Raw genomic sequence first — 26,491 nt, 5'->3', positions numbered from 1 at the left:
CACATGGCGCGACGGAGTGTTGCAATCAAGGGAGATTGAGGAAACTCTTCTCCATTCTGTTGCTGGTTGCCTTCGCCTTGCCGCTGGCCACGCCTCTGCTGGCCGCCATGCAGGACGATGACGCGCACCTGCCGCCGTGCTGCCGAAGGCACGGAAAACATCACTGTTCTATGGGCATGATGGCGGGAACGACGGATAAGGCGATGAGCGCAGCTATGGCCGAGATGGCCAGAGAAGATGCGACCGATCAGGATGCAGCGCCGCACCATCTGCATGTCGCTACACCGGCGGAGAAGTGCCCTTACTGCCCGGCTTCGATCGATGCTCCGGCGCAGCCGATTGCATCGCTTCCATTCTTTGCCAGCCTTCCTCCGGTCCGCGCCTCGCGAGACTACATCTATGCCCGGCCTCTCTCGCAGCAGTTAGTACTGCATACGCTCTCCGATTCGGAGCGCGGTCCGCCGGCCCTTCTTTTCTCCTAGGAGCATTTTCCTGTAGGTGTAGACCAGTGTTTCTGCATCTATGGCGTTTTCCGCAATGAAAACGCCACACTGCACTCCTCTACCGGGATACCCAGCAACAGGGAAAATGCTCTAGCCAACGGTTCAAGAACGTCTCTGCTGTCGTTGTGTGGCGCGCCTTACTGCTTTTGCACAGTGCGCTCCGCGACAGCCCATCCGTTTGGAGGAAAGCATGTTTACCCGGAGAGCGGCCCTTGCCGCCCTGTCCCTCTTTGCCACCTCAGCTATCTACGCGCAGGAGACGCTGACCAGCGCCTCCGTCACCGGCCGCGTCCTCGATCCCTCGGGAGCGCTCATCGCTCAGACTCCCGTTACTGCTCGTTCTGTCGCAACGAATCAGAACTACACGACCATGACCGATGAGCGCGGCCGCTTCCGTCTACCCTTTCTCCCTGTTGGGGAATATGTCTTTACCGCCCAGCCGAGAGGATTCCAGGCAACCAGCCTGAGGGTGCAGCTCGGTGTCGGGGCTGCTCTCGACCTTGCGCTGCAAGCAACGGTTGTCGGGCAAAACGTCACTGTGGAAGTCGTGGGCGGAACGGCGCTACCCCTCGAAGCCAACCGCAGCCAGATCTCGGAGACAGTGCACCAGGGCGAAGTGACAGAGCTGCCCTACAACGGTCGCAATTATCTGGATCTCGCTCTTCTGGCTCCGGGGGTAAGCCCGACCAATACCAACAGCACGCAGACCTTTGCCGAGACCTCTCCGGTCATCGGACAGGGATACTCCATCAACAGCCAGCGGAACTTCTCCAACAGCTTTGTGGTGGATGGTCTCTCCGCCAACGACGATGCCGCTGGTCTCGCCGGCAACTCATACGGCATGGACGTGGTGCGGGAGTTCCAGGTGGTCACCTCAGGTGGCCAGGCGGAGTTCGGCCGGGCCATGGGCGGTTATTTCAATATCGTCACGCGCAGCGGAACCAACGACCTGCACGGTACAGCGTATGGGTTTCTGCGGAATCAGCGGCTCAACGCGCAGAATCCACTCTCGCGTACCACGCTGCCGCTTACGCAAGGGCAGTATGGCGTAAGCCTGGGCGGCCCGCTGCGGCATGATCGCAGTTTCCTCTTCGGCAACTATGAAGGCCGGCGACTGAATACGAACGGAATCGTGACCATCTCTCCCGCGAACGCCACGGCGATCAACAATCGCCTGAACGCACTCGGTTTCGCCGGTCCGCGGTTGTCGGTAGGAACCGGCACGACAACCCTTTACCCAACGACGGTGCACTCCGATAACCTCTTCCTGCGCGGCGACCATCGCTTCAGTGACAAAGACCAGCTCACGTTGCGTTACAGCTACTACCGGCTGAACAGTGTCAACGCACGTGGTGCCGGAGCATTGGCAGACGTGAGTTATGGAACCGCTGTACGCGACACCAATCACACGGTTGCAGCGAGTAATGTCGCGACGCTTTCGCCGCGCACCTTCAACGAGACCAGGGGACAGTTCACCTATGACAGCCTGAACGCTCCATCGAATACTCAGAACAGCCCGGCCATTACGATCAGCGGAGTCGCCAGCTTCGGACGGTTTTCTTCTTCTCCCGTCGCTCGCCTGAACTACCTGTATGAGGTAGTCGACAACCTGGTGATGCAGCGCGGAGCCCATACAGTAAAAACCGGCATAGATTTCCTCTTCAACCGCGACACCATTACCTTTCCTATGTCGATTGCGGGAAACTATACCTTTCCCTCGTTGACGGCCTTTCTGTCCAGCACTACCGGATACTCCAGCTATGCCCAGAACTTCGGCATGCCATTCATTACTCAGAACAACCCCAACATTGGCTTCTACGTGCAGGACGAGTGGAAGGCGCTTCCATCGCTGACCATCAACGCCGGTCTACGCTATGACTTGCAATTTCTGTCGACCGTGAATACCGATACGAATAATCTTTCCCCTCGCATCGGTTTCGCATGGTCGCCGTTTGCCGATCACCGTACCGTGGTGCGCGGCAGCTATGGTCTCTTCTATGACCGCATCCCACTGCGCGCATTGGCGAATGCGCTGCTGTCAGCCAATAACACGCAGGATCCGGCGCAGGGACGCTTGCTGCAGTACACCTATGTTCCGGGTGACGTTGGTGCACCGTCGTTTCCGAACGTCTCCACTACGCCGAATCCTGCCGCGAAGATCAGCTACACGCTGATGCGTCCTGGAATTCAGAATGCCTATGCACAGCAGGTGAGCCTGGGCCTGGAGCAGCAACTGGCTCGCGCAACGACTCTGGGACTTAGTTATCAGCACACACGCGGCCTGCACCTGCTTTCGTCCATCAACCGCAATATCAACCTCGACGGCACGCGGCCAGATAACTCGCGCGGCAACGTTCGCTACTACGATTCGTTGTTTGATTCGTATTATGACGGTCTGGCGGTCTCGCTGGTGCAGCGGCCGGTTTCATGGGGTTCAGCGCGGGTCTCGTATACCTGGTCGAAGGCCATCAACAATATCAGCGAATTCTTCTTCTCCTCGCCGATTAACAACTTCGATCTCAATGTCGATCGAGGCCGTTCCGATGACGATCAGCGTCACCGCCTGGTCTTCGACTTCAGCGTTCACTCGCCAACCTCACATACGAGTACGGTGATGGGACATCTCACACACGGATGGCAGTTCGGCGGAGTGTTGCAGTACTACTCACGGCTGCCGTTCAATATCGTGACCGGCGGACAGACGAAGCAGCAGACGACGCAGCGTCCCTGCGTCGGCGGCTATTCACTGTCGACGACGAATCCCTGCACGGAGGGCCTTGCCGGGGCGGCGATTGGCCGCAACACCGGCGTCGGGTTTGACTTCTTCGGAGTGAATGCCCGGCTCAACCGGACCATCGCTCTGACGGATCGAATCCATCTGGAAGGAATTGCGGAGGCTTTCAACCTGTTGAACCACCGTAACGACATGCTGCCCAACGGAACCTGGGGAACGGGAGCGTATCCCACAACTTCCAGCTCAACTTTTGGTGCAGCCAACGGAGTAGGAGATCCGCGCAGCATCCAGCTCGCTGCCCGAATTAGTTTCTAGAGCATTTTCCCTGTTGCTGAGCATCCCGGAAGAGGAGTGGAGCGGCGTTTTCATTGCGGAAAACGCCCATAGATGCGGAAGCCCTACTCTACACCTACAGGGAAATGCTCTAACGCGCTCATTAAACTCTGTCGGCCCTGTTATGCTCACTCTCGAAACCCGTGAGCCGAGCAACGCAGGGCCGAATTCTTCTTCTCGTCATCGTGCCACTCCTGGTAGGCACCGCCGCTGTCTGGTTTCTTCGCGGACGTCCGGGCATCCGGCTGACGCAGGTGCAGCACATATTTCCGGCGGATGGCCGTGAACATCGCCTTGCGCACCTTGTTCGAAGAGGACGCGCCGAACTCCAGATCAGCAGCCTGCCCAATGTTGTTGCCACGCGGGTGCTGGAGGACGGCTCCGTCCTGGTGCAGTCGCCGGTTCTGCCCGGTCATCGGTGGCTGCAGGTCACTTACGGTCCCAGGCTCCTGAGCATCCCGCTGGACTTCACGTCAGACGCAACTGATCTCTTCGGCGACGGCACGCCGGAATATCTCCGCCTGCACAGCTCTGCCGACCGCGCCGCCTTCCGGCGCTGGTTCTCCTCACTCGCCGATCTGGCGGCGGCGGCTCCTCCGCAGAAGCTTCCGGCTGAGATCAATGACTGCGCCGCTCTGTTGCGTTGGTGCTATCGAGGAGCGTTGCATGCGCATAATGAGGTCTGGCAGGCAACACTGCCGATCGAGTTCGCCTTACCTTCCAGCTCTGTCAGCCAGTACGTCTATCCGCTAACGCCTCTGGGAGCGAACCTCTTCCGTGTGCGCGACGGGGCGTATTCCCCGGTCGACCTGACCAACGGCAGCTTCGCTCAGTTTGCTGACGCAAAGACGCTGTGGCAGCGCAACACATTCTTCGTCTCCCGCGATCTTCATGCCGCACGCGAAGGGGATCTGCTCTTTTACCGGCAACTGGAGCAGAACTCTCCTTACCATTCGATGATCGTGACCGGCAGCAAGCGAGACTGGGTGGTATATCACACCGGTCCCATCGGCTCTGGGCCTGGCGAGATCCGCCGTGTCGCTCTGGAAGATCTGCTGGAACATCCCGATCCCCGCTGGAGGCCGGTTTCACACAATACCAACTTTCTCGGCGTGTATCGTTGGTCTATCCTCCGAGAGGACCCTCAATGAGACCGCGTGGCCTCGCTCTCTTCGCTCTCCTCGCCGCCCTCGTCCTCCCCTCAAACCCATCCGCACGCGCGCAAAGTTTCAACCTGAGCACAAGCAAGACCTTCGCTCCGGGTGATAAACCGACGATCCATCTCTATACCCATGATGTGGACTCGCTGGAATTCCGCATCTATCGGGTCGATGATCCGGTCAAGTTCGTCGAGAACCTGAAGGAGCTGCACTCCTTCGGTTCCGACTACTCCTATGGTCCCGAACACATCGACGAGCGGACCTGGCTTGAGAAGTTCCACGACTGGAAGGCGCAGCTCTGGCAGCGCATCCGAGACTTCTTCCGGTACCAGTTTTCGCGCGAAGCCCGCCACTCCATGCGCGCCAAACAGACATCGCTCTCCCGCCGCAGCCGCATCATCAACGAGGCCGAGTTCGCGCAGATTCCTATCCTCAATCAGCGCCAGCTCGTCGCCCGGTGGCGACAGGTTGTGCCGGCAACCTACGTCTCCGATAACAACGATCTCCCCATCCAGCAGAAGCTGGACGCGGGGCTGTATCTGTTGGAGGCGACGGACGGCCATCTAAAGGCCTACACCCTGGTGATGGTCACTCCCATGGCGCTGGTCACGCGTACCAGTAACGGCGCCGTACTCGCCTATGCTACAGATCGCATCAGCGGTAAGCCGCTCGAAGGCGTGAAGATCGATGCCGGCTTCGGGCAGAAGGCAGTAGCTTCCGCCAGCACTGACGCGAATGGCGTCGCACAATTACCGATCCCGGCCGACCGCGCCCATGAGGACGCCTTCTGGGTGGTGGCATCCAAGGAAAAAGACATCGCCGTCTCTACACCAGGCACCTGGGCACTGAGCTCCAGCGAAGGGGGCAAGTATGTCGGCTATGTATACACCGAGCGGCCCGTCTATCGGCCGACGCACACGGTGCACTGGAAGGCGATCGTTCGTGAGCACGCGAATAACCTGCTTACTGCGCCGAAACAGGGGAATATCCATGTCACTATCTCTGATGCGACTGATAAGGCCATCTTCGATCGTCAGATGACGTTGTCGCCCACCGGCACGCTCTCAGGCGAGATCGATCTGCCGCGCGATACTGCGCTCGGCTACTACACCATCCGCGTCGGTGACCCACCAGGCGGGCTCTTCGCCAGCTTTCACGTGGAGGAGTACCGCAAGCCCGAGTATCGGGTAACTGTAACCTCAGCCCAGCGTCGCGTTCTTGAAGGCGCAACCATGCCGGTGACCATTGATTCACGCTACTTCTTCGGCGAGCCCGTTGCCAATGCCAAGGTGAAGTACCGCGTTTATCACGAGCGGCATTACTGGTGGGGCGGGGAAGAAGAGAACGACGAATCTCCCAGCGAGTACAGCGGAGAGGATTCCAGCGGCTATGCCGGCGATGAAGAGAGCGAGAAGACCGGCAAGCTCGATGCCAACGGCCTGCTGACCATTCAGGTTCCTACCTCCGTCGATGAGAAGAACTTCGGCGACTACGACTATACAGTCGAGGCCGGTGTCACCGACGCAGCCAACCGCGAGATCACAGGCCGCGGCCGTTTCCTGGCAACCTACGGCACCTTTCGCATCAATATTGAGCCCATCAGCTACGCCGTCCACAACGGCGAAGCTGCCCGCTTCCGCGTAACCGCCGTGGATTACGACAATCATCCAGTCGCGGCGAAGGTGCACGTTCAGCTCAAGTACCGGAAGTATGGCCGCGACCCACAGGTCATCGATGGCCCGGCGGTCGACGTCACGACCGATGCGGGCGGGCAGGGGACCGGCCAGATAACGGTGAACGAGCCGAACTTCATGTCGACTCAGTTGGTTGCGACAGCAACCCCGGTACAGCCCGGCACGCGCGGGCCTGTCGATACCACCTCGATCTGGGTGCTCGGTGCAGGACAGGCCGGATGGGGTGAAAGCTCCTCGACAACCCAGCTCATCGCCGACAAGAAGAGCTATGCTCCCGGCGATACGGCTCATCTCAGCCTGGTCTCCGACCAGCCCGGCTTCTACGCCCTGGTACTCGTCGAAGGCGATACGCTGTTGCGCCGCCAGTTGCTGCATGCTGACGGAACGACGCTCTCCTTCGATCTGCCGATCACCGCGGAGTCACAGCCGAATGTGAATGTCAGCGCCCTGTTTATCAAGAACAGCACGCTCTATCAGGCGAGCAAGATGCTGAAGGTGCCTTCGGCTCAGCAGCAGTTGCAGGTTGAGGTCACGCCTTCGAAAGACGTCTTCCAGCCGCAACAGCAGGCGACCTATCAGATTACGACGCGTGACTTCGCCGGCAAGCCTGTCAGTGCCGATGTCAGCCTTGGCGTCGTTGATGAGGCAATCTATTCGCTCTATCCCGATAGCAGCGGCGATATGGTGAAGGCTCTCTATCCGCAGCGATATGCCGAGGCGCAGACCGATTCCTCGCTCGACTTCTACTTCAGCGGCTCCGCCGGCAGCAAGTCCCCGATGCTGGCCATGCGGTCGAACCGGTACCGTCCGCAACTCGCCCAGGTCAAGCCTGGCAACGAGCAGAAGCCCCGCGTTCGCAAGGCGTTTCCAGATACAGCTTTCTGGCAGCCCAGCATTCACACCGACGCCAGCGGCCACGCTACGGTTAACCTCACCTTCCCGGACTCGCTGACGACGTGGCGCGCGACCGCGCGAGCCATCACCATGGACTCGAAGGCCGGCTCCACCATCAGCCGCGTTCTGGTACGCAAGAACGTCCTGGTACGGATGGGCAACCCTCGCTTCCTGCTGAAGGGCGATGAGCTCACCCTGCCGGTCATCGTTCACAACTATCTCGATACAGCAAAGGAAGCGACCATCTCGCTGGCTGTAGAGGGTGTCGATACCGTGATCGGCAATCAGCAAAAGATCACCATCCCAGGCAAGGGTGAGGCTACGGCGCTGTGGCGTCTGCGTGCCTCGCATGTGGGAACGGCGAAGCTCACCGCGACGGCTATCACCGATGCTGAGTCAGATGCTCTGGAGATCACCTTCCCGGTCGAACCGGCAGGCGTTGCCCGCAGCATCGCGCCAAGCGGCGTTCTGACCGGAGGCATGGCAAATGTGCCCATCAACTTCCCGGCCAACACCGATGTAGCCGCACACTCCATCCGCATCGATGTCAGCCCGACCATTGCCGGTTCGCTCTTCTCGGCGCTCGATTACCTGACCAGTTATCCCTACGGTTGCACCGAACAGACGATGTCCAGTTATCTGCCCAACGTCATCGTGGCCGAGACGCTGGCCAGACTCAAGGTGCCTTCCGGAATCGATCCTGCCGATCTGCGAGCGAAGATGGACGCCGGCCTGGAACGATTGCAGGACTATCAGCACGACGATGGCGGCTGGGGCTGGTGGAAGGAAGACGAGAGCCGCGTTCATATGACTGCGTATGTGGTTGCCGGACTTGGCGCGGGAGCTGAGTTTACGCCGCTGACGCCGGAGCAGCAGTCGATGATGGAGCGCGGGCGGCAGTATCTGAAGCAGCAGCTCCAGCAGCATCCGCGGATGCGTCCGGAGCTACGTGCCGCCGTTGTCTATGCGCTGGCCATGGCTGGGGACAAACAGCTCAGCGAGGCGTTCGACGCGCAGTACAGCCGTCGCAAGGACCTCGATGCCGAACCCCTGGCAATGACCGGCCTGGCGATGTTACAGGCCGGCGATAAGCGGGCAAGCGAGATCGCAGCTCTGCTCAAGTCGAAGGCTCAGCACCAGGGTGAGCTGGTCTTCTGGAAGAGCAGCTACGTGCCCACACTTGATACTGAATATCCGAACGACACAGAAGCAACAGCCTATGTGCTGCGGTTGCTGTCCAAGGTCGACGCCAACGATGCCATGCTGCCGAATGCGGCACAGTGGCTGATGCTGGCGCGGAACAGCGGCGGGTGGTGGGATTCCACTGAGCAGACCGCTACGGCTCTCTTCGGCCTGGTGGATTACCTCGCTGCCTCTCACGAGCTCAGTGCTGACTCTTCGGTGGAGGTCCTGCTGAACGGCAAATCAATCGCACAGCGCACCTTCAAATCCGGAGAGTCGCTTACCGGCAACACGCTCTCGCTCACCATCGATACAGCGCAGTTGGCGCCCAACGCGAATAATCTGCAGATCACCCGCAAGGGAAATGGACGGCTTTACTGGTCAGTGCGCGGGCGCTACTTCTCCACCGAGAAGAAGGACTACCAGGCCGGCAGCATGACCCTGAACCTGACGCGCGACTACTTCAAGCTTCAACCCGCACAGAAAGACGGCAAGGTGGTCTATACGCTGGTGCCGCTCTCAGGCACAGCGCAGGTGGGCGATGTGCTCGCAGTACACGAGGCCATCGGCGGAGCTCCCATGCGCTACCTCATGCTGGAAGATCCCATCCCCGCGGGGACAGAGTTCATCCGCAATGAGGATAGCTATCCGATCGAGCAGCGCCCTGGCGGCTGGTACTCCTGGTACACCCGCAGTGAGTTCCACGATGACCGGGCTGCCTTCTTCTCGACGGAATTCAATGGACGGCAGGAGATCTTTTATCTCATCCGCGTCGTCAATCCGGGAGTCTTCCAGATCAGTCCGGCGCACGTTGAGGCGATGTATCAGCCCAATGTCTCGGCGACCAGCGACGCCCTGCGGCTTGAGGTGCCGCAGCCATCCACCGGAGGTCCGCAATGAGCCTGTTGCGCGGCGCACTGCGTCGCTTCACCCTGAAGCTGTTCCTGCTTGAGACGGCCCTGGGCGTCACGGTCTGTCTGCTGGCGATGTTGTGGCTGCGTCTGCCGGACGCGAGTGCGCTTCAGGTGGTGGCCTCATTTGTTCTGGGCCTGCTGGTCCTGGCCATTGCTACCGGAGGACAGTCGTGGATCGCACTCTGGCTGGCGCACGAAGAGCGCACACGCAGACGCTTGTTGATTGGCGCAGCTTCAATCATTGTCGCCGTGTTGCTGTGGTGCCTGCTCTCGCAATGGATCACGGCACTGCACGCTGGCGACTCCCAGCGAGCCAGCTATCTGAACTCACGCTTCCCGCACGGTCTGCGGAGCTTCTTTACCTATAACCACATCTACCAGTGGTTCGGCTGGCTGTGGTCTCTCTTGACGTGGATCGTCGGCGGCATCCTGGCCGCCGCCAGTTATGCGGTGACGATTGGCCGTCCGCGCGCCGTATTCCGCACTCTCGTCAGCGTCACCTGGTGGGTCGCCCTGGTGTTGCTCTACATCTTGTCGACAACCGTAACCGGCAAGATGATGGACTGGACCCCTGGCCATGGTCTCGGTGTAGAGCTCTTCAGCCTGATAGTGCGCCTCGGTTTTGTCGTCATCCTTGACGGCGCGGTGATCTCACTGCTGCTGGCGATCCTGGCGCAGACTCAGGCAATGCCGGACGGCACTCCGGAGGCCAGCCAGCCCCGCACGGAAGTGATTCCATAGCGGCCGACCAGACCGCGCACCTTCGCTGCAGCCGCTGCATGAGCCTGCTGGCTTTCGTGCTGTGTGGATGGATTACGCAGCGCTGTTTCCAGAGATGCAGCCCGCATCGTCTCGCCGCTCTGTGCGTCGCCGGCCAGGTACTCCACCAAGCCCTCGCGTAGCCAGAGCGGAGCTTTGGCGCCGGCCTCCGACTCGACACACAGATGCAGGAACTCGTGCAGCAGCACGCTGTCTACCTGGTTGCGAAGGATGCTCCACGGCTGCAACACCACGGTGTTCCCGCGTGTCGCGGCCAGCAGCCAACCGGGAGAGGCGGTCATCTGCCGGAAGATCTCCACCGATGGTGCGGCGACGATCTCAGGTGTCAGCGTCTTCTGCATGGGGAAGCGTTTGGCTGCCTCAGCCCAGGCATGCTGGATGGCTGCTACATACGCGGTGTCGTTTCCAACGGATCGTATCCGCAGCGGACCGTTGGAGCTTTGCTGCCAGCCGGCATCATTCGATGTAACTCCCACGGAGACTCCGGTGAAGTAGTACTCGACAATCTCGCGAGCGGACTTGCCCTGCACCGCCATCTCGCTCGCGCCCGCCTGGCATAGGCCAACGCCATGTCCGTGGCCGTGTCCATCAAAGACCACGATGTCATTTCGTACGGCAACGTCGTACAGATCGCTCCGCACGCGGTTCCATCCGAGCGCGCGGCCGATAGCCAGCCGCAATGAACTTGCGGCGACAGGGAAGCGTGTGCCGTCCTGGTCGACGAGGTCGAGTTTGAGCACACGATGCGAAGGGCTGCGTCGGGTTACACGCAGATCTGCGAGCTGGGCCGGGATCTTCCAGCCTTCTGCGTGTGCGATCTCCATCAGCTGAGCCGTGGGAACTTCCGTATGCCAGGCGGCTTTGTCACGGCGGATGCAGAAGGTATCGGGATGCGCCGCCAGATACTTTGCCGTGCGCAGCGTTGGCCATACGGCGGCCGCGGCTTCGGTCTCGCCGCCGCAGTGCTGACTGAAGAAGACTTCGGCTCTGCGTCCATGGAACCACATGGTTTCGCCTGTGCTGGAACGTACGGCGGTCTCGATGCTTGTAGAGATCCGTCCCAGGTGCATGGCCTGGCACTGCGTGCTATCGCAAAGCTCCGCCGGCAGGTGGCCGGCTCGAGGCTTCCAGTGTCGTCCATTCAGAGCGTAGGTGCGGGCAACGATCGCCAGTGCCTCCAGCGCTTGTGGTTTCTCACTGGGAGAGCCCTCGGCTGCGACGACGGCAGCAACGTAGCGTTCACTTGGAAGCGAAAGAACGATATCTATCCCGTTGGTCGTGGCGCGCAGATGCCACAGACCGGTCGCATTGCGGGTCTCTTTGGAAGCATCGTCGGTGACCCGGACAGGACCTCCGGCAAAGATCTCACCTTTTGCGAAGTGTATCGGTGTGGTGAGGGGATGATGGGCACAAGTGGCGCAGGTTGCTGTCCATGCCCCCTCACCAGTGGCAGCGAGTGTGACCGCATGGACTGCGTGCGTGGCGAACATGGCGACGGTGACATCGCGGCCCCCGCCATCGCTTTGTGCCATAGCCAATGCCGGAAGAAGCGTCAGCAACCAGACTGCTTTCAATGTGCCATCTCCTCAAAGAACTGATGGGCCAGCTTCGCTGCTGTGCCGCCATCACCCTTCGGGATGTAGATGACGACGATCCAACGTCCGGGAACAACGCCGGCAAACCATCCATGTGTCCAGCTTTCGCCGGGATTGCGAGCGGTACCTGTTTTACCCAGAATAGTTATTCCTCTGGTTGCTGCCGGATTCGCCATGCCTCGTTCTACCGATGCCTGCAGCCCACGTTCGACAACGCCTCCCTGAGGCAATCTCTGGAACAGCGAGCGATAGGCCCGCGCGAGCTCCAGCGGAGACGCCGTGCTGCCCCAAAGACCCAACACGGCGAGCTGCCGCTGATCGACGTTCGCGCCGCGCAGGTTCTCATGTGGCAGCGCCGTAGCGGCAACCGCCTGTTCGACATCGCCGGCGGGCATACGCTGCGCCAGTGCCGCAAACCAGGTGTTGCACGATTCCGCCAGGGCATTCTCTGCATCGAAGAACGGTTCATCCGCCGGATGCGTGCAGGGCACGCTGCGTCCGCCGATATGCAGATCGCGGCGGCAGTACGCCTGGGTCTGCGGCTGCACGAGCCCGTGTTGCAGGGCATAGTCCAGCACAAACGGCTTCATCGTAGAACCAGGTGTGCCGCGCCGCGGTATCCCTTCCCGCGTGAGTATCTTTCCGGTGACGGCGTCTAGTACGACAGCGGAAGCCTGCGTGCGTGCCAGGGCATTGTGCAGAGCTACCTGCGCCGTCTCGGCCTGCAGTACGGTCGCGGAAAGAAGTAGAAGCAATATCGCCGATGATCGAACCCGCATCATCCGTATCGCGGCAGGAAGAGCGAGAAGACCGTGCCGCTGTGGCCTGGACGGTCACTGGAATAGAACCGAAGCACGCCTTCATGTTTACCGACGATGCCGAAGGAGATCCAGAGGCCCAGTCCGGTGCCGTTGATTTCTTTGGTGGTATAGAAGGCTGTGAAGATACTCCTGCGTGTCGTCTCGGACATGCCGCTGCCGCTATCGGCCACCGTGATTCGCAGACCTCTGCGGCCCGTCTTCCAGTCGGTCGCTTCACGGCTGCGGATCAGAACCCGGCCGCCGATGTTCTTCATTGCATCGATGGCATTGCCGATCAGGTTATTCAGTACCTGCCGGATATCGTTCTCAAAGCACTGGACCGGCTCCGCGCTGTGGTGTTCTTCCACCAGGCGAAGGTTGGAATTCGTCAGCCTGCCTTGATAGAGAGCCACAACAGGCTTTAGGAGATCTACCGCTGTAACCCAGGTTGGTTTTGTGGCCTGGCGATGAAACCGCAGCGTCTGCGAGGCAATCTGCGAAACCCGCATCAGCTCCTTTTCCGCCAGAATCAGGGCATCGGCTGCCTCCTGCGGCAGGCCCTCGGTATGCTGCGCAAGATAGAGCAGGTTGGTGATCGCTTCCAGCGGGTTGTTGATCTCGTGCGAGATGGAGCTCGCGAGCCTGCCTACAGCAGCCAGCTTCTCGCTCTGGATCAAGGCCTGTTCCGCCCGTTTCTGCGCTGTTGTCTCCATGATCACAGCACCCACCGCGCGTATTGTGCCGTCTTCTCCTCGTACCGGCATATAACTAACCGTCCAGTAGCGATGCTGCCCGGGACGCGTGGAGAGCTCGCCTTCCAGCATGACATTACGAATGGTCTCGCCTGTGGCCACTCTGCGCAGAATGGGCTCGCACGCTGGCCACAGAGCAGGTGCAATTTCGCGGAAGGGACGTCCGATGATCTGGTCCTGTGGCAGACCGATTACGCCCATCTGTACATCATTCACTCTTAGATAGCGAAACTCATCTGCTGAATAGAGAGACAATCCGATGGGCGCCGTCTGATAGATGGCTTCCAGTTCGGTCCATTGCCGGTAGGCCTCGCGCCGGCTTGCTTCCAGGGCGGCCTCGGCCTGTTTGCGTTCTGTGATGTCTGCGATGACGCCAAAACGATAGCGGCGGCCGCTTTCACGGTGAGAATAACGAGCGCGCAGCCAGACCCACCGCACATTGCCCTCCGTACGCTCGGCTCCAGCGGGAAAGATGCGCGATTCATATTCGATGCTGCTGTTGTGCAGCTCTGAGGTCTGTACAACGTCCAGGATTCCATCCCGGTCTTCCGGGTGCAGATGTTCGACCCAGCGATCAAAGGTCCAGTCTTCTGGTGTCTGATCGTAGCCAAAGATCCGTGCGAACCTGTGTGAGATCTTGATGTGCGGCGCGCCCAGTTCGTAGGCATAGTATCCGAAGTTCGCCGCTTCCATGGCCAATCGCAGGTTCTCTTCGCTCTCTCGCAGCTCCTGCAACGTGGCCAGATGAACGGTCGACTCCCAGCATCGTGCCGCGACCTGTTCAATGAGATCAATCTCCTGGGGAGTCCAGTGCCGTGCCTGCTGGCTATGGACAGCCAGTGCAGCCGCCAGAGGTTGGTTTTTCGGTACAGGTACGCATACCAGCGCCTGGACATCCGCCTGCCGATAGGACTCTCGCGACGCGGCTACTCGTGGATCGGTCTCGGTGTTTTCGATCACGAAGGTCAGACCCGCGCGTAACGAGATCATTGCTGCTTCTGAGAACTCGCGCGGCCGGATTGCGGGGGCAGGAAATGTGAAGTGCTCCTGTTCCTCTCCGAACGAAGATGACTCATGCTCCTGCTGGTTCAGCTCCGCATAGATGCAGCGCGATGCCCGAAGATCGTCGCGCAGCAGGCTACAGGCTATCCGCGTCACCTCTCCAGCATCCGTGAGCGAAGCCACCGCTGCATCCAGCCGGTCAAGGAAACGGGTACGGCGATGAGGAAGCGGGATTGAGGGAGCCTGCTGGGTCATGGATATATTCGTTGAACGATGATACGCATCCTTCTGTAAGGCAAATCAGAAACACGCAGGGAAATTCTCAGGCTAGAGCATTTTTCCTGCAGGTGTAATGCAGGGCTTTTCCATCTATGGGCGTTTTCCCCAATGAAAACGCCGCTGCACTCTCCTCTCGGGATACCCAGCAACAGGAAAAATGCTTCAATTCCCCTCAAAAGTATTCAGCGGCCATGCGTTGCCACGATGGCCAGTCATGGCCCGTGTTGTCGCCCCACACATCGAGCCTTACCGGGATTCCTTTCTGCCGCATGATGGCTGCGAGCTTTTCATTCTGGTCCCAGCACTGGTCATGCACGCCGGTCGCGAGAACGTAGACATTCTTCCGGTAGCGATCCAGATACCAGGGATCATGCAGGTTCGGGAGGAAATGATTGGGGAAGAGCAGATAGACATCCTGATCGTAGTAGCCATTCAAGAAGCCTGAGAGATCGAAGGCGCCGCTCATCGACAACATACCGGTGAAGACATCAGGGTGCCGCAAGGCCATGCTGACCGCGTGAAATCCGCCGAAGCTGCAACCGGCCAGCGCCAGTTGCGGGGCATGATTCTTCTGGCGCACCAGAGCCTGCACCTCCTTGAGGATGTATTGCTCATACTGCAGATGCCGTGCGACCCGCCAGTGTCCAGGCGCCCCGCGGTTATACCAGCTTTCGGCATCGACTGAGTCTACACAGAAGAGCTGCAACTGTCCGTGGTGGATCTTCCGGTGGACAGCTTCCACCATGCCGCGATCTTCAAACTCGTAAAAGCGCCCCTGGGAGGTTGGGAAGATAATCGCCGGCATGCCTCCATGGCCGAAGATCAACAACTCCATCTCGCGTCCTAACGCAGGCGAGAACCATTTGTGATATTCCCGATTCATGAGGGCCCTTTCCGCTCTGCCAGGCTGAAGCCATCCTAACCCCAGGGTGCGTCATCAAACTCCTGCCGTCAGCGTTGCGAGCGCAAATTTGTTCAGACGAGGCCGACAGCGAAGTATGGGCGAATTTGCGCCGCAACCCAAGGGTCGGGGCAGATTTTCTTCACCCCAGCCAGCAAAGCTGACTGGGGACCCCGATTTCCCGATCTCTTCGTCACTCGTCGTTTCAGTAGACCAGCTACAGTTCTCTCCTCTCTCCTCGATCTCGAAAAAATCTGCTCCCGACGCTGACTGGCACGAGTTTGATGACGCACCCTAAAGCGTTTTCCCTGTTACCGGGTATCCCGAAAAGGGAGCGCAGCGGCGTTTTCATTGCGGAAAACGCCCATGGATGCCGAAGCCCTACACTACACCTGCAGGGAAAATGCTCTATTCGGGAGTTTTACTATCGTCGCGCAGTATCCGCCAGAGGACCAGTTCAAAGAAGAGACAGCAGCGCTTGATCGTACTCCGCGCCTTCACCGCTATGCTGGCTTTCGCTCCCGTCATCTGCCTGGCGACCGGGAGATCTTCGTGTATCTTCCGCCGCAGTATTTTGAGCAGCCAGAGAGACGGTTCGCCACCTTGTACCTCCATGACGGCCAGAACCTCATCGATCCGCGCACCTCGCATATCCCTGGGCAGACCTGGCGGGCGCACTCTACAGCCGACCAGTTAACCGCTGCCGGCCAGATCGAGTCGCTTATTCTGGTCGGAATCTTTCACGCCGGGGTTCGCCGCATTACGGAGTACACGCCCTCCTCCGACCCGCAATTGGGTGGCGGAGAAGGGGAAAATTACGCACGTTTTCTGGTCGAAGAGCTGAAGCCTTTCGTTGACAGCCGGTACCGGACCCTTCCCGGAACGGAACACACGGGGCTTGGAGGATCCTCCCTTGGAGGGTTGATCTCACTCTGGACTGGGTTCCATTTCCCCGGTATCTTCGGCCGTCTGGCGGTGTTGTCCCCTTCGTTATGGTGGACTCGCCGCAGCATCTTTGACGACGTGGAGAGGCTCAGCCCGGAGCCTAAGCCGCGCATCTGGTTGGACATAGGTCTGCTTGAGGGAGGGCGCCACGTTCGTAACACCGCAGCCATGGCAGCCCTGCTTCGCCGTAAGGGCTGGGATGGAGCGCACCTGCGATACCTGGAGGAACCGGCCGGCACCCATTCGGAAGAAGCCTGGGCCGCCCGCCTGGGCGACGTGCTGCGTTTTCTCTTTCCCGCCTGATCCCATTGCATCCCAGAGGCCAGTTGCGCGATACTTAGATGTTGGGAAATAACGGGCCATGGCCCTGTAGCTCCCGCGTGGGCCCGCGACCGGCACAGCCGGCCTGCCCAAATCAAGAAGAGAGATTGAGGAATTTCCTGTGCTGATGATTCGTCTCGCGCGTTTTGGTGCGCGCAAGCAGCCCTACTACCGCGTTGTTGTGATCGAGAAGGACCGCGCCCGCAACGGCCGTTCCGTGGAAGTGGTGGGCACGTACAACCCCCGTACCAATCCTGCCTCGATCAATCTGAACCGCGAGCGCATCGACTACTGGACCAGCAAGGGCGCCCAGATGTCTGAGATCGTCGCGAAACTCTTTGCGAAGACCCCCGTTGCGGCTTAGGTTACTTTTGCCGGTGGCCTAAAGTAATGAGATCTCCGGTGCCTAAAAGCAAAACATTCGCACCATTTCGCTTGTTCGTTTGGCGGCCTGCTCACGTAAACTTCTCCCAACAGTTCCCTTCCAGACGGAAGTGATCTGGCAACAGCGGGCTGGCCGTGTATTAACCCACTCGGCTGGTTCGTATCGCTGCCGGGACTCTGCAAGTAGCAGTGTGCTCGAAAGATCCCAAAAGAGGGACAAGAGCCGCTGTGAAGAGTTCAGGAGGCGTTTTACTCCCAAGAGGTGTGTGTGATGAGTCAGGCTGTGCAATCGGAGCCTACAGGCCCAGTAGAAAGTATGCGGAACCTCGTTCTGGATATCGCCCGTGCGTTGGTCGATAAACCAGACGAAGTAGTTGTCGATACCTTGGAAGACGACGGAGCAACAGTACTCCAGCTCCGAGTCGCGGTTGGAGACGTTGGTAAAGTCATCGGCAAACAGGGACGGACGGCAAGATCGTTGCGTACCATCCTCGGTGCCGCCAGCATGAAACTCCAGCATCGGTTCGCACTGGATATCGTCGAGGAAGATGAGGATGAAGGCGACGTGGAATAACCCACAAGCTCAAGTCCTGTTCCAATAACAGGAAGCGGCGGGCGCATGCGCACGCCGCTTTTTCGTCTCAATCTGCGATTTCCGGTATGCCTTCCTTCCGCGGCGCTGGCCGTTGTCAGCGCTTATAGACCTGTCCGTTCTTCATGACGAAGGCGACTCGGGTCAATGCGGAGATATCGTCCAACGGATTGCCTGGTACGGCGATAACGTCGGCCCATGCTCCGAGGTGAAGTGTGCCAATCCGGCCCTCCCAGCCCAGAAGCCGAGCGCCATGGACATAGTCCGCTTGCAACACATCAGCGGGCTTCATCCCATACTCGGCCATGAGCACCATCTCGCGCGCCTGTGTGCCATGGGGAAACGGACCGACGTCTGAGCCGACGGCAAAGGGAACCCCTGCTGCCATCTGCTTCTTGAACTCCGCGATATGGAACTGATTTCCGGCATGGCGGCTGGCGGCGGCTGCGGGAGTAGCTGCGTGCTGCTCGAAGTACTCGCTGATGGCGAAGGTCGGCACGGCGTAGATCTGTTTCTCGCGCATCAGCCGCATGGTCTCCGGCGTGAGCTGGTCGGCGTGGTCAATCGAGACGACTCCAGCGCGTACGGCAAACAGAGCCGCCGGATCAGTGGAGCAGTGCACACCGATCGTTGCTCCCTGACGGCGAGCCTCGTCGACTGCCGCCTTGAGTTGATCTTCCGTGTATTGGTATGGGGACGAGAAGACTCCATCGCGCAGCCGGTCGCTTCCAGTGGCGTAGATCTTGATGAAGTCCGCACCCTCCTTGAGCTGCTGGCGGATCACCCGCACCAGGTCGTCCGCGGTGTCAGCGTAGGTAGCGTTTGAGGGAACGTGCAGCTCCGGGTTGTAGTGGATCGCGTCTTCGTGTCCGCCGGTGATAGAGATGGCGTTGCCGGAGACGCGCATGCGTGGACCCGGAATCAGGCCGCTGTTGATGGCGTTGCGGACCGCGGAGTCGGCTGAGCCTGCGCCTTCGGTCCCCATATCGCGTTCCGCGGTAAAGCCGGCAAGCAGGTCTTGTTTCGCGGCCTCGGCGGCTAAGAGGGTGCGTTGTGGAACGGACTCCTCGAAGGTCTGCGCATCCTCCGCTCCGGGATGAAGAAATAGATGCGTATGCGCATCGATCAGGCCCGGCATCAGCGTTCGGTCGCCGAGATCGATGACCTCCGCTCCTGCCGGATGATCGACATGAGAGCCGGAGGAGACAATGTGATCGCCTTCGACGAGGATCTCCCCCGGGGAGAGGATGCGGCCGGTCTCGGCCTCATACAGCCTGGCTGCATGCAGAACCGTTTGCTTTTGCTGTGCGAGAAGAAGGGAAGAGGAAAGAAGAAGCGTCGCCAGTATCGTCTTCATACGAAGACAGTTTCAGACCACGAGCCCATCTTTACCAGCGAAAAGTGTCGGGTTGTATCGCAATCCCAAGCAGTCGATGATCTGGGTGCCCCATTCACGCGAAGCGTGAGTGGGATATTCGAGCTGTGCTCGAACAGCCTTACTTATACCGGTATTCAAACTTTGAAACGGGTTCGAGCTGCGCTCGAATATTACTGTGCAATGGATGGGGCACCCAGCGTATGGGTGATACTTCTAATGTTTCTGCAGCCACTGTCCAAAGGTGTAGCCGTGATGCATCACCGCCAGCACAACAGCGGCGAGCAGAATGCGCCAGGCAAGGCGGCGGGCCTTCTGATGAAACTCTGGACTCATGTGCATTTTGTACGAGGATAACACCCGCTCAGCCGGCCTTTTCGGTCAACTCCGCCCAGCGTGCATAGAGCGTTTCCATTTCGGTCTGCGCTGTCTCCAGCTCCGCCAGCGTGGCTTGCAGCTCGTTGGCGTTTGTGGCCACGGCATGGTCTTCCAGCTTCGCTTTCAGTGCGGAGACTCGTTCGTCTGCCTCCTCCACGCGCTGCTCGATCGTGGCAAACTCCCGGGCTTCCAGGTAGGAGAGTTTTTTCTTCTGCGCGCGGACTTCGGTTGGAGGTGATGCGCTCTCTTCGCGGACAGGGGCGGCGTTGCTGGGCTCCTCTTTCTGGTTCTTCCACTCCTCCCATTGGCTGTAATCCGCGAACTGGGCAGCGTCACCTTCGCCATCCAGGCCGAGCACCGTCGTGGATACGCGGTCGAGCAGATAACGATCGTGTGTGACCAGCACCAGGGCTCCCGGAAACTCAAGCAACGACTCTTCCAGGATCTCGAGCGTCGGAATGTCGAGGTCGTTCGTCGGTTCGTCCAGAAGCAGCAGGTCAGCCGGTTCCAGCATCAGCCGCGCGATCAGTACACGGGCGCGCTCGCCGCCCGAGAGGCGATCCACCGGTTGGTTGAGCTGTTCGCCGGTGAAGAGAAAGCGGTTGGCCCAGCTCGCAACATGGATCTGGCGACCGTTGAACGTGACGGAGTCTCCGCCGTCCGGCGTCAGCGCCTGCTTCAAGGTCAGGGAAGGGTCGATCTCGCGAAGCTGGGAGAAGTAAACCGTGCGCAGGAACTCGGCTCGCTTGATGGCGCCTGAGGTCGGCTGAATCTCATTCCGCAGCAGACGCAGCAGGGTGGTCTTGCCGCTGCCGTTAGGGCCGACCAGCCCCACGCGGGTCCCGGCGGTGAAGGTGAAGCTCAGGTCGCGGAAGATGGTCTTGCCGCCGATCTCATAGCCGAGATTTTCCAGTTCGATCAGCCGCTTGGTCTTGCGGTCGGAGGCGCTGAAATCAATATCGGTAGTGCGAGTGTTGGTGCGTGAGTTCACGTCCGCAAGCTGCCCGATCAGTTCATTTGCCTTATCGATACGCGCTTTGCTCTTGGTGGTGCGTGCCTTGGGGCCGCGGCGCAGCCAGTCGATCTCGGTGCGGACGCGGTTCCGGAGCGCCTCCTGCTCCCGCGACTGAGAGGCAAGATAGCTTTGTTTCTCTTCCAGAAAGCGCGAGTAGGAACCTCGGACGCGCAGCAGACCTTCGGCGTAGACGCGGTTCAGCTCGATGATGTCGGTGACGACGTTTTCCAGGAAGTAGCGGTCGTGCGAGATGGTCACGACGGCATAGGGCGCCTGCTGCACCAGGTCTTCCAGCCACTCAATGCCTTCGAGATCCAGGTGGTTCGTCGGTTCGTCCAGCATTAGCACATCGGGATGAGTAATGGTGGCCTCGGCGATGGCGAGGCGCTTGCGCCAGCCTCCGGAGAGGGAAGCGGCCTCGGAATCGAATGAAGGGAATCCGGCTCGGCCCACCGTCTCATGTAGGCGCCCATCGTGCTCGTCCTCGGAGACCCGTGCATTGGCGAGGGCATCTTCCAGCACCCGGCGAACGGTGCGTCCAGGTGCAAACTCCGAGTCCTGTGCCACATAGGCGACGCGGGCACGCTTGCGGCTTGCAACCTCGCCGGAGTCCGGCTCCTGCTGCCCACCCAGGATCGAGAGCAGCGTCGACTTGCCGGCCCCATTCGGGCCGATCAGACCGATGCGGTCGCCATCCGAGATGGTGAGCGAGATATCGCGAAAGAGCGGCAAGGCCCCAAAGGCCTTACTGATGGTGCGTGCATTCAGAATCGGAGGCATTACTCCTCTAGGATAAATTCCCGACAAAGTCCTTCATACTGTTTTAATAATGGAAATACTGTATTTTATTGGATAAGGCTTTGTGAGATCGGGACAAAGCACTGAAGGTGCGTTCTATACCAGCCTGGGGCAGCGCCCCAGGTTTCTTGGCGCGTTTATGGGTGAAGGGCTGAAGGCCCGTTCTATAGTCCGGCAGCCTGGGAGGGGAGATGGGCAAAGGGAGCAGTCAATTGGTACGCGACGTAGCTATTCGCGACTATCTTTCCAAAAAGGATTCGAGAGATGGTGCGGTTGTCATCGAGGTGGGGGAGTTACAAGAAAAGCTCTTCCAGGAGGGTTTTCCTCCGAGCCATGTTCGGCAGATATGCGAGGCGCTCAAATCTAAAAAATTACGACAGGCCCAAGGTGTTTCTGTCCGGGTTTTAGGTGACGACTATCGCGTAACGACACGATATGAATTTCGGCCTGCAAATAAGCCGGAGACGCAGACGCCAGGCGTGACTCCAGCCAAGGACTCACTTCTTGGATTACGCGGTTCGCTGCGAGGTGCTATTCGCGAAGGAGCAAAGGCCTTCCTCGAAGAGATCCGACGTGACAGTAAGGAGTCTCAATGAGCCGCATTTACTGGGACTCGATGCTGTTCATCTATCTCTTTCAGGACGACGCAGAGTTCGGCGATCGCGTGGCTTATCTGCGTAAGCGCTCTATGGAGCGGGGAGATGAGCTATGCACCAGCCATCTTGCATTAGGTGAAATTCTGGCAGGTGCCTATCGCGACAAGGATGAAGAGACAGCCCGAGCGATTCGCGAAGGGATGCGAGTTGCTGGAATTCGGCTATTGAGCTTCGACGAGCGTGCGGTCGATATCTTCGCAAGAATCCGGGCGGACCACCGAACATCAGCGGCGGATACGATTCATCTTGCTGCGGCCGCAGTGGAAAAAGTAGATCTCTTTCTCACTGGGGATAAGAAGCTGCAAAAGCTCCATATTCCTGGAATTCAGTTCATCAGCGATTTCACAACCGCTCCGCTCTAAGCTAAAGGTGCCCATACCTTCGTTGCCCCATTCTTTCGCAGCGCGAAAGAGTGGGGTCCCCCAGGCAAATTCGTTTGCTGGGGTAACAAGGGGTGGGTATCGCGCTCTGCGCGACCGCCTTTTATTTTGTAGGAAGCTCAAGCAGGACAGGCTAGAGAAGCGGATTTCTTCGCTACGCTGCGAAATGACAAACAAAAAATGCATGCTGTCTGCGATGCCTGAGACAAGAACAAGTTAACCGTAGGACATCCCGCCCAGTTGCCGAGCGCACCCCCTTCCCCGTATACCTGTCTGGACTCACAAAGTGGAGGCTTACAGGATGGATATGGATCGCCGGTTGTTTCTTCGTTCTTCGGCTATGGCTGCTGCCGGAGCAGTCACCTTGCGTTCCCTGCACGCTCAGGGACCGCGCGTAAAGTCGCCGAATGACACCATCCAGCTCGCGCTGATCGGCGCCGGCATCCAGGGGCAGGGCGACGCGCGCTGGGCCGTACAGGTTCCTGGAGTCAAGCTGGTTGCTGTTGCCGACTGCTACGACGGCCGTCTGGCGCACAGCAAAGAACTCTGGGGCAGCGATGTCTTTACCACCCGCGACTACAAGGAGATTCTTGCCCGTCCCGATGTCGATGCGGTGCTTATCGCTACGCCCGATCACTGGCACAAGCAGGCCGCCGTGGACGCCATGAAGGCAGGCAAGGACGTCTATCTCGAAAAGCCGATGATCCACGTATACGAGGATGGTCCGGAGATCGTCCGCACGGCAAAGGAGACCGGCTGCATCCTGCAGGTCGGCAGCCAGCGCGTCAGCTCCGTCGTCTATGCCAAGGCCAAGGAACTGCTCGCCGCAGGCGCTATCGGCAAGCTGAATACCATCAACGCCCGCTGGGACCGCAACTCATCGATCGGCGCCTGGAACTACACCGTTCCTGCGGATGCCAGCCCGCAGACCTGCGACTGGCCGCGCTTCCTCGGTTCTGCTCCGAAACATGAGTGGAGCCCGGAGCGCTTCTTCCAGTGGCGCAAGTGGAGCGACTACGGCTCGGGCGTTGCCGGCGATCTGTTTGTCCATCTCTTCAGCGGAACGCACTTCATTACAGGATCGAACGGACCTACACGGGCGATGGCGACCGGCGCAATCCGTTACTGGAACGATGGCCGGGACGCCAACGACGTGCTGCTGGCGCTGTTCGACTATCCCGAGGGCTTCAACCTCAGCCTGCGCGTGAACTTCGTGAACGGTGGCGAAGAGAGCGAAGGATTCCTCTTTACGGGCGACGAGGGCACGATGGAGATCGCCGGTAGCACCGTGACCGTAACCCGCGTTCCGCATGAGAAGGAACCCGGTTTGACCGTGGGCACCTTCACCGAAGCCATGCAGAAGGAGGCGACGGCAGAGTATCGCAAGAAGTATCCCGTCCCCCATCCCGAGGGTGCGCCTCTGCAGACGATCCAGAAGTTCTCTGCCGAAAAGGGCTACGCGGACAACTACGATCACTTCCGGAACTTCTTTAACTCAGTACGAACCCGCAAACAGCCGGTCGAAGATGCTACCTTCGGCTTCCGTGCGGCAGGTGCAGCTCTGCTGGCGAACCGCAGTGCTGAGAAGGGCTCCATCATTCACTGGGACCCGGTCAAGATGACGCTCGGTTGAGACTTCCGGGGCCGGTGCGTGCGTCTCTGCACGCACCGGCAACTCTCCCCTAGGCGAAAGTGACTCGGTTCGGGTAGGATTCCGTTCGCAGTCTTGAAGAGGGAAATTTCGGGTCCGTACCTGAGACGACTCATTTTGTAAGCTCTGGAGGCTATACACCGATGAAGAAGCTGTTTTCGATTCCACTGCACCTTGGCGCCGCTGCCCTTATGCTGGCGGCTCCGATGGCCGTCTCACAGGCTCCGGCCGGGCAGGCCGCCCCTGCGTTTCCGCCAGGGTTCAATCCGCGTGGTTCCGCGCCGTATGACTACATTGACAACACCGGCTTCATGCCTCTTTTCGATGGCAGCAGCCTGAAGGGCTGGGACGGCGATACCTCGCTGTGGTCTGTCAAAGACGGCGCTATCTACATCCATCCGAGCTGCGAACACCCCACCGGTACGGTGTATCTGATCTGGCAGGGAGGAGAACCTGCCGACTTCATCCTCAAGTACGACTTCAAGGGTACAGAGCGCGTGAACGGCGGTATGCAGTTCCGCAGCTATCTCTCGGAGAAGCCGACAGGCACGGTTTATCCGCCGCGTCAGCGAATGGGCGGCGGCGGAGCTCCTCGTCCTGCAGGGGCTGCTGCAGGTGCCGGCGCCGCTGCCGGTCAGGGAGCAGCTCGTCCAGCCGGTGCGCCGCCGCGTCAGCCGGCATGCGCGAACCCTGGAACGCCGCCGAGCAAGGAATCGCAGGCCAAATGGGATCTCTTTGGACCGCAGGCCGACTTCGACGCCGGCAACATGTGGTCGGGCATGTTCTACGAGCAGGGGGGCCGCTCCATCATCTCGCCCCCGGGACACGCCATCCTCGCCGAGCCTGGCAAGCCAACCCTGACGACGGCGACCATCGCGGAGAAGGAACAGTTGAATCAGTGGTTTAAGAAGGACGACTGGAACTCGTTCATGATCATTGCCAAGGGCAACACCACCCAGATCTTCATGAACGGTCACCTCATCACCTCGTTTGTCGATCTCGACCCGAAGTACTTCCGCGCCAGCGGCAAACTCGGTATCGAAGTGGAATCAACCGGCGAGTATTCGGTAAAGAATGTGTACCTCAAGGAACTGAAGTAACCTAAGCTAGCCATCAAGGCGCCAGCATCGCCCCGCCTCGTGCGGGGCGTTGGCGTCTGCGGGAGAAGAGATCGAATGCTGGCAGACCGGCGGGAACGTTTCAACGCGGGGTTTAGCTCGGAAAAGTACGGCCGGTTGCAGCGGCTGATGGACGAACGCACACGTGCCAGCGTCCAGTTCCGTATGGCGGAGACGCCATGCTTCTTCGCCCCGGAGACGCTCGAGGAGATGGTACAGGCTGGGGAAGAGCTTACCCTGCAACTGACCGAAAATCCGGAGTACATGCGGGATTCAGCGGCAACCGTGCCGGAGCGCTACCGTGTGCCCCAGGAGAGCCGCCGGCCACTCTTTCTGGCCATCGATTTCGGGCTGGTTCGTGAGCCGGACGGCACACTACGGCCTCGCCTGGTCGAGATGCAGGCATTCCCTTCGATCTTTGGCTATCAGGCGGCCCTGTCGAGTGCCTATGCGGAGATCTTCGGGATCGACGACTGCTCCTGGTTTCTCGGCGGGTTGGACGAGGCCGGCTACTGGGAGTTGCTGCGGCAGGAGATTGTCGGCGCTCATGACCCGGAACAGGTCGTTCTCGCCGAGGTGACTCCCACCGAGCAGAAGACACTGCCGGACTTTCATGTGCATGCTGACCGCCTGGGCCTCCGGATCGTGGACGTAACCGCTCTGAAGCGGTGTGGCCGGGGGCTGGTGTATGAATCCGATGGTCGTGAGATTCCGGTCAAGAGGATCTATAACCGGGCGATCGTCGATGAGATGGAGCGGAAGGGAGTCGTTCCGGGCTTCGACTATCGCGAGGAGCTTGAGGTTGAGTGGGCCGGCCACCCGAACTGGTACTTCCGTATCAGCAAGTTTTCGCTTCCATATCTGCGTCACAGAACGGTACCGGCCGCGGTCTTTCTGGACGACTGGATGGCTGGCATAGGCCGCGACCGGCTTCCAGAAAAACGCGAGCAATGGATTTTGAAGCCCCTGTATTCCTTTGCAGGAAAAGGAATTACGTTCGCCCCGGAGGAGGCGGTGCTACGCTCGATCCCGGAAGCGGAGCGCCGGAACTACCTGTTACAGGAGCGGGTTCAGTTTGAGCCGGTCATCCAAACACCTGAGGGAGCAACCCAGGTTGAGGTGCGGATTCTCTATCTCTGGCCGGAGGGAAAACGGATGCGGCCGATGATCAGCCTGGCCAGGATGGGACGTGGGCTCATGATGGGAGTCGACCATAACCGCGATAAAACCTGGGTCGGCGGATCCGCTGGATTCTTCCCAAAACGGTAACTTCTTGTTTCAAATTTGAGGTAGCGGGTATTTGTAAATGAGTTACACTGGGGTCCACCGTGGTAACCAAGAAGAGGGTAAGAGGT

19 protein-coding genes are annotated in these 26,491 nt (G+C 59.6%); 13 read left to right on the top strand and 6 right to left on the bottom strand.

The window, feature by feature from the left end:
• Nucleotides 1-35: 35 nt before the first annotated feature.
• The 5 genes from FTW19_RS19365 (at nt 36) to FTW19_RS19345 (ending at nt 10,155) form a co-directional block, all read left to right on the top strand.
• A complete protein-coding gene (locus tag FTW19_RS19365; RefSeq protein ID WP_147649217.1) occupies nt 36-482 on the top strand; it encodes a hypothetical protein in 447 nt (148 codons plus the stop codon).
• A 211-nt stretch (nt 483-693) separates the two neighbouring features.
• Nucleotides 694-3,552 (top strand): TonB-dependent receptor, encoded by a 2,859-nt coding sequence (locus FTW19_RS19360; protein ID WP_147649216.1) that lies wholly within the window; start codon nt 694-696, stop codon nt 3,550-3,552.
• Between the two features lie 161 nt (nt 3,553-3,713).
• Nucleotides 3,714-4,721, top strand: coding sequence for a DUF1175 family protein (locus tag FTW19_RS19355; RefSeq protein ID WP_187143062.1), 1,008 nt, complete (start codon nt 3,714-3,716; stop codon nt 4,719-4,721).
• Nucleotides 4,718-9,400 carry an alpha-2-macroglobulin family protein gene (locus tag FTW19_RS19350; RefSeq protein WP_147649214.1) on the top strand — a complete coding sequence of 1,561 codons (4,683 nt, stop codon included), beginning with the start codon at nt 4,718-4,720 and terminating at the stop codon, nt 9,398-9,400. Before FTW19_RS19355 ends, FTW19_RS19350 begins: the two co-directional genes overlap by 4 nt.
• Nucleotides 9,397-10,155 (top strand): hypothetical protein, encoded by a 759-nt coding sequence (locus FTW19_RS19345; protein WP_147649213.1) that lies wholly within the window; start codon nt 9,397-9,399, stop codon nt 10,153-10,155. Before FTW19_RS19350 ends, FTW19_RS19345 begins: the two co-directional genes overlap by 4 nt.
• Here the strand turns inward: FTW19_RS19345 and FTW19_RS19340 are convergent.
• From FTW19_RS19340 to FTW19_RS19325, 4 genes are all read right to left on the bottom strand, one after another.
• A complete protein-coding gene (locus FTW19_RS19340; protein WP_147649212.1) occupies nt 10,095-11,768 on the bottom strand; it encodes a SpoIID/LytB domain-containing protein in 1,674 nt (557 codons plus the stop codon). The genes FTW19_RS19345 and FTW19_RS19340 overlap by 61 nt on opposite strands.
• Nucleotides 11,765-12,544 (bottom strand): penicillin-binding transpeptidase domain-containing protein, encoded by a 780-nt coding sequence (locus FTW19_RS19335; protein ID WP_187143061.1) that lies wholly within the window; start codon nt 12,542-12,544, stop codon nt 11,765-11,767. The genes FTW19_RS19340 and FTW19_RS19335 overlap by 4 nt, the downstream gene beginning before the upstream one ends.
• 23 nt (nt 12,545-12,567) lie before the next feature.
• Nucleotides 12,568-14,598: a PAS domain S-box protein gene (locus FTW19_RS19330; RefSeq protein WP_147649210.1), complete on the bottom strand. Its 2,031-nt coding sequence runs from the start codon at nt 14,596-14,598 to the stop codon at nt 12,568-12,570.
• A gap of 196 nt (nt 14,599-14,794) precedes the next feature.
• Complete coding sequence (locus FTW19_RS19325) at nt 14,795-15,505, bottom strand: esterase family protein (protein WP_147649209.1); 711 nt, start codon at nt 15,503-15,505, stop codon at nt 14,795-14,797.
• Nucleotides 15,506-15,889: 384 nt separating this feature from the next.
• Here FTW19_RS19325 and FTW19_RS19320 point away from each other — a divergent pair, with 384 nt between their 5' ends.
• From FTW19_RS19320 to FTW19_RS19310, 3 genes are all read left to right on the top strand, one after another.
• On the top strand, nt 15,890-16,771 hold the full coding sequence (locus FTW19_RS19320; protein WP_147649208.1) for an alpha/beta hydrolase: 882 nt from the start codon (nt 15,890-15,892) through the stop codon (nt 16,769-16,771).
• A 145-nt stretch (nt 16,772-16,916) separates the two neighbouring features.
• Nucleotides 16,917-17,153, top strand: coding sequence for a 30S ribosomal protein S16 (rpsP, locus tag FTW19_RS19315; protein WP_147649207.1), 237 nt, complete (start codon nt 16,917-16,919; stop codon nt 17,151-17,153).
• Between the two features lie 336 nt (nt 17,154-17,489).
• Complete coding sequence (locus FTW19_RS19310) at nt 17,490-17,747, top strand: KH domain-containing protein (protein ID WP_147649206.1); 258 nt, start codon at nt 17,490-17,492, stop codon at nt 17,745-17,747.
• Nucleotides 17,748-17,862: 115 nt separating this feature from the next.
• Here FTW19_RS19310 and FTW19_RS19305 read toward each other — a convergent pair whose 3' ends face one another.
• On the bottom strand, nt 17,863-19,122 hold the full coding sequence (locus FTW19_RS19305) for a metal-dependent hydrolase family protein (protein ID WP_147649205.1): 1,260 nt from the start codon (nt 19,120-19,122) through the stop codon (nt 17,863-17,865).
• 382 nt (nt 19,123-19,504) lie between these two features.
• Nucleotides 19,505-21,313, bottom strand: coding sequence for an ABC-F family ATP-binding cassette domain-containing protein (locus tag FTW19_RS19300; protein ID WP_147649204.1), 1,809 nt, complete (start codon nt 21,311-21,313; stop codon nt 19,505-19,507).
• Nucleotides 21,314-21,522: 209 nt separating this feature from the next.
• Between FTW19_RS19300 and FTW19_RS19295 the strand changes: the two genes are divergently transcribed.
• The 5 genes from FTW19_RS19295 (at nt 21,523) to FTW19_RS19275 (ending at nt 26,405) form a co-directional block, all read left to right on the top strand.
• A complete protein-coding gene (locus tag FTW19_RS19295; RefSeq protein WP_147649203.1) occupies nt 21,523-21,927 on the top strand; it encodes a hypothetical protein in 405 nt (134 codons plus the stop codon).
• Nucleotides 21,924-22,349: a type II toxin-antitoxin system VapC family toxin gene (locus FTW19_RS19290; RefSeq protein WP_147649202.1), complete on the top strand. Its 426-nt coding sequence runs from the start codon at nt 21,924-21,926 to the stop codon at nt 22,347-22,349. Before FTW19_RS19295 ends, FTW19_RS19290 begins: the two co-directional genes overlap by 4 nt.
• A 319-nt stretch (nt 22,350-22,668) precedes the next feature.
• Entirely contained in the window at nt 22,669-24,000 is a 1,332-nt protein-coding gene (locus FTW19_RS19285) for a Gfo/Idh/MocA family protein (protein WP_147649201.1), read from the top strand.
• A gap of 161 nt (nt 24,001-24,161) precedes the next feature.
• Nucleotides 24,162-25,118: a 3-keto-disaccharide hydrolase gene (locus tag FTW19_RS19280; RefSeq protein WP_147649200.1), complete on the top strand. Its 957-nt coding sequence runs from the start codon at nt 24,162-24,164 to the stop codon at nt 25,116-25,118.
• Nucleotides 25,119-25,193: 75 nt separating this feature from the next.
• Complete coding sequence (locus FTW19_RS19275; protein ID WP_147649199.1) at nt 25,194-26,405, top strand: hypothetical protein; 1,212 nt, start codon at nt 25,194-25,196, stop codon at nt 26,403-26,405.
• Nucleotides 26,406-26,491: the final 86 nt, after the last annotated feature.

The organism is Terriglobus albidus (assembly GCF_008000815.1).
Lineage (GTDB): Bacteria > Acidobacteriota > Terriglobia > Terriglobales > Acidobacteriaceae > Terriglobus > Terriglobus albidus_A.
The sequence above is the reverse complement of the archived record's forward strand: the minus strand, read 5'-3'. Positions and strand labels throughout refer to the sequence as shown.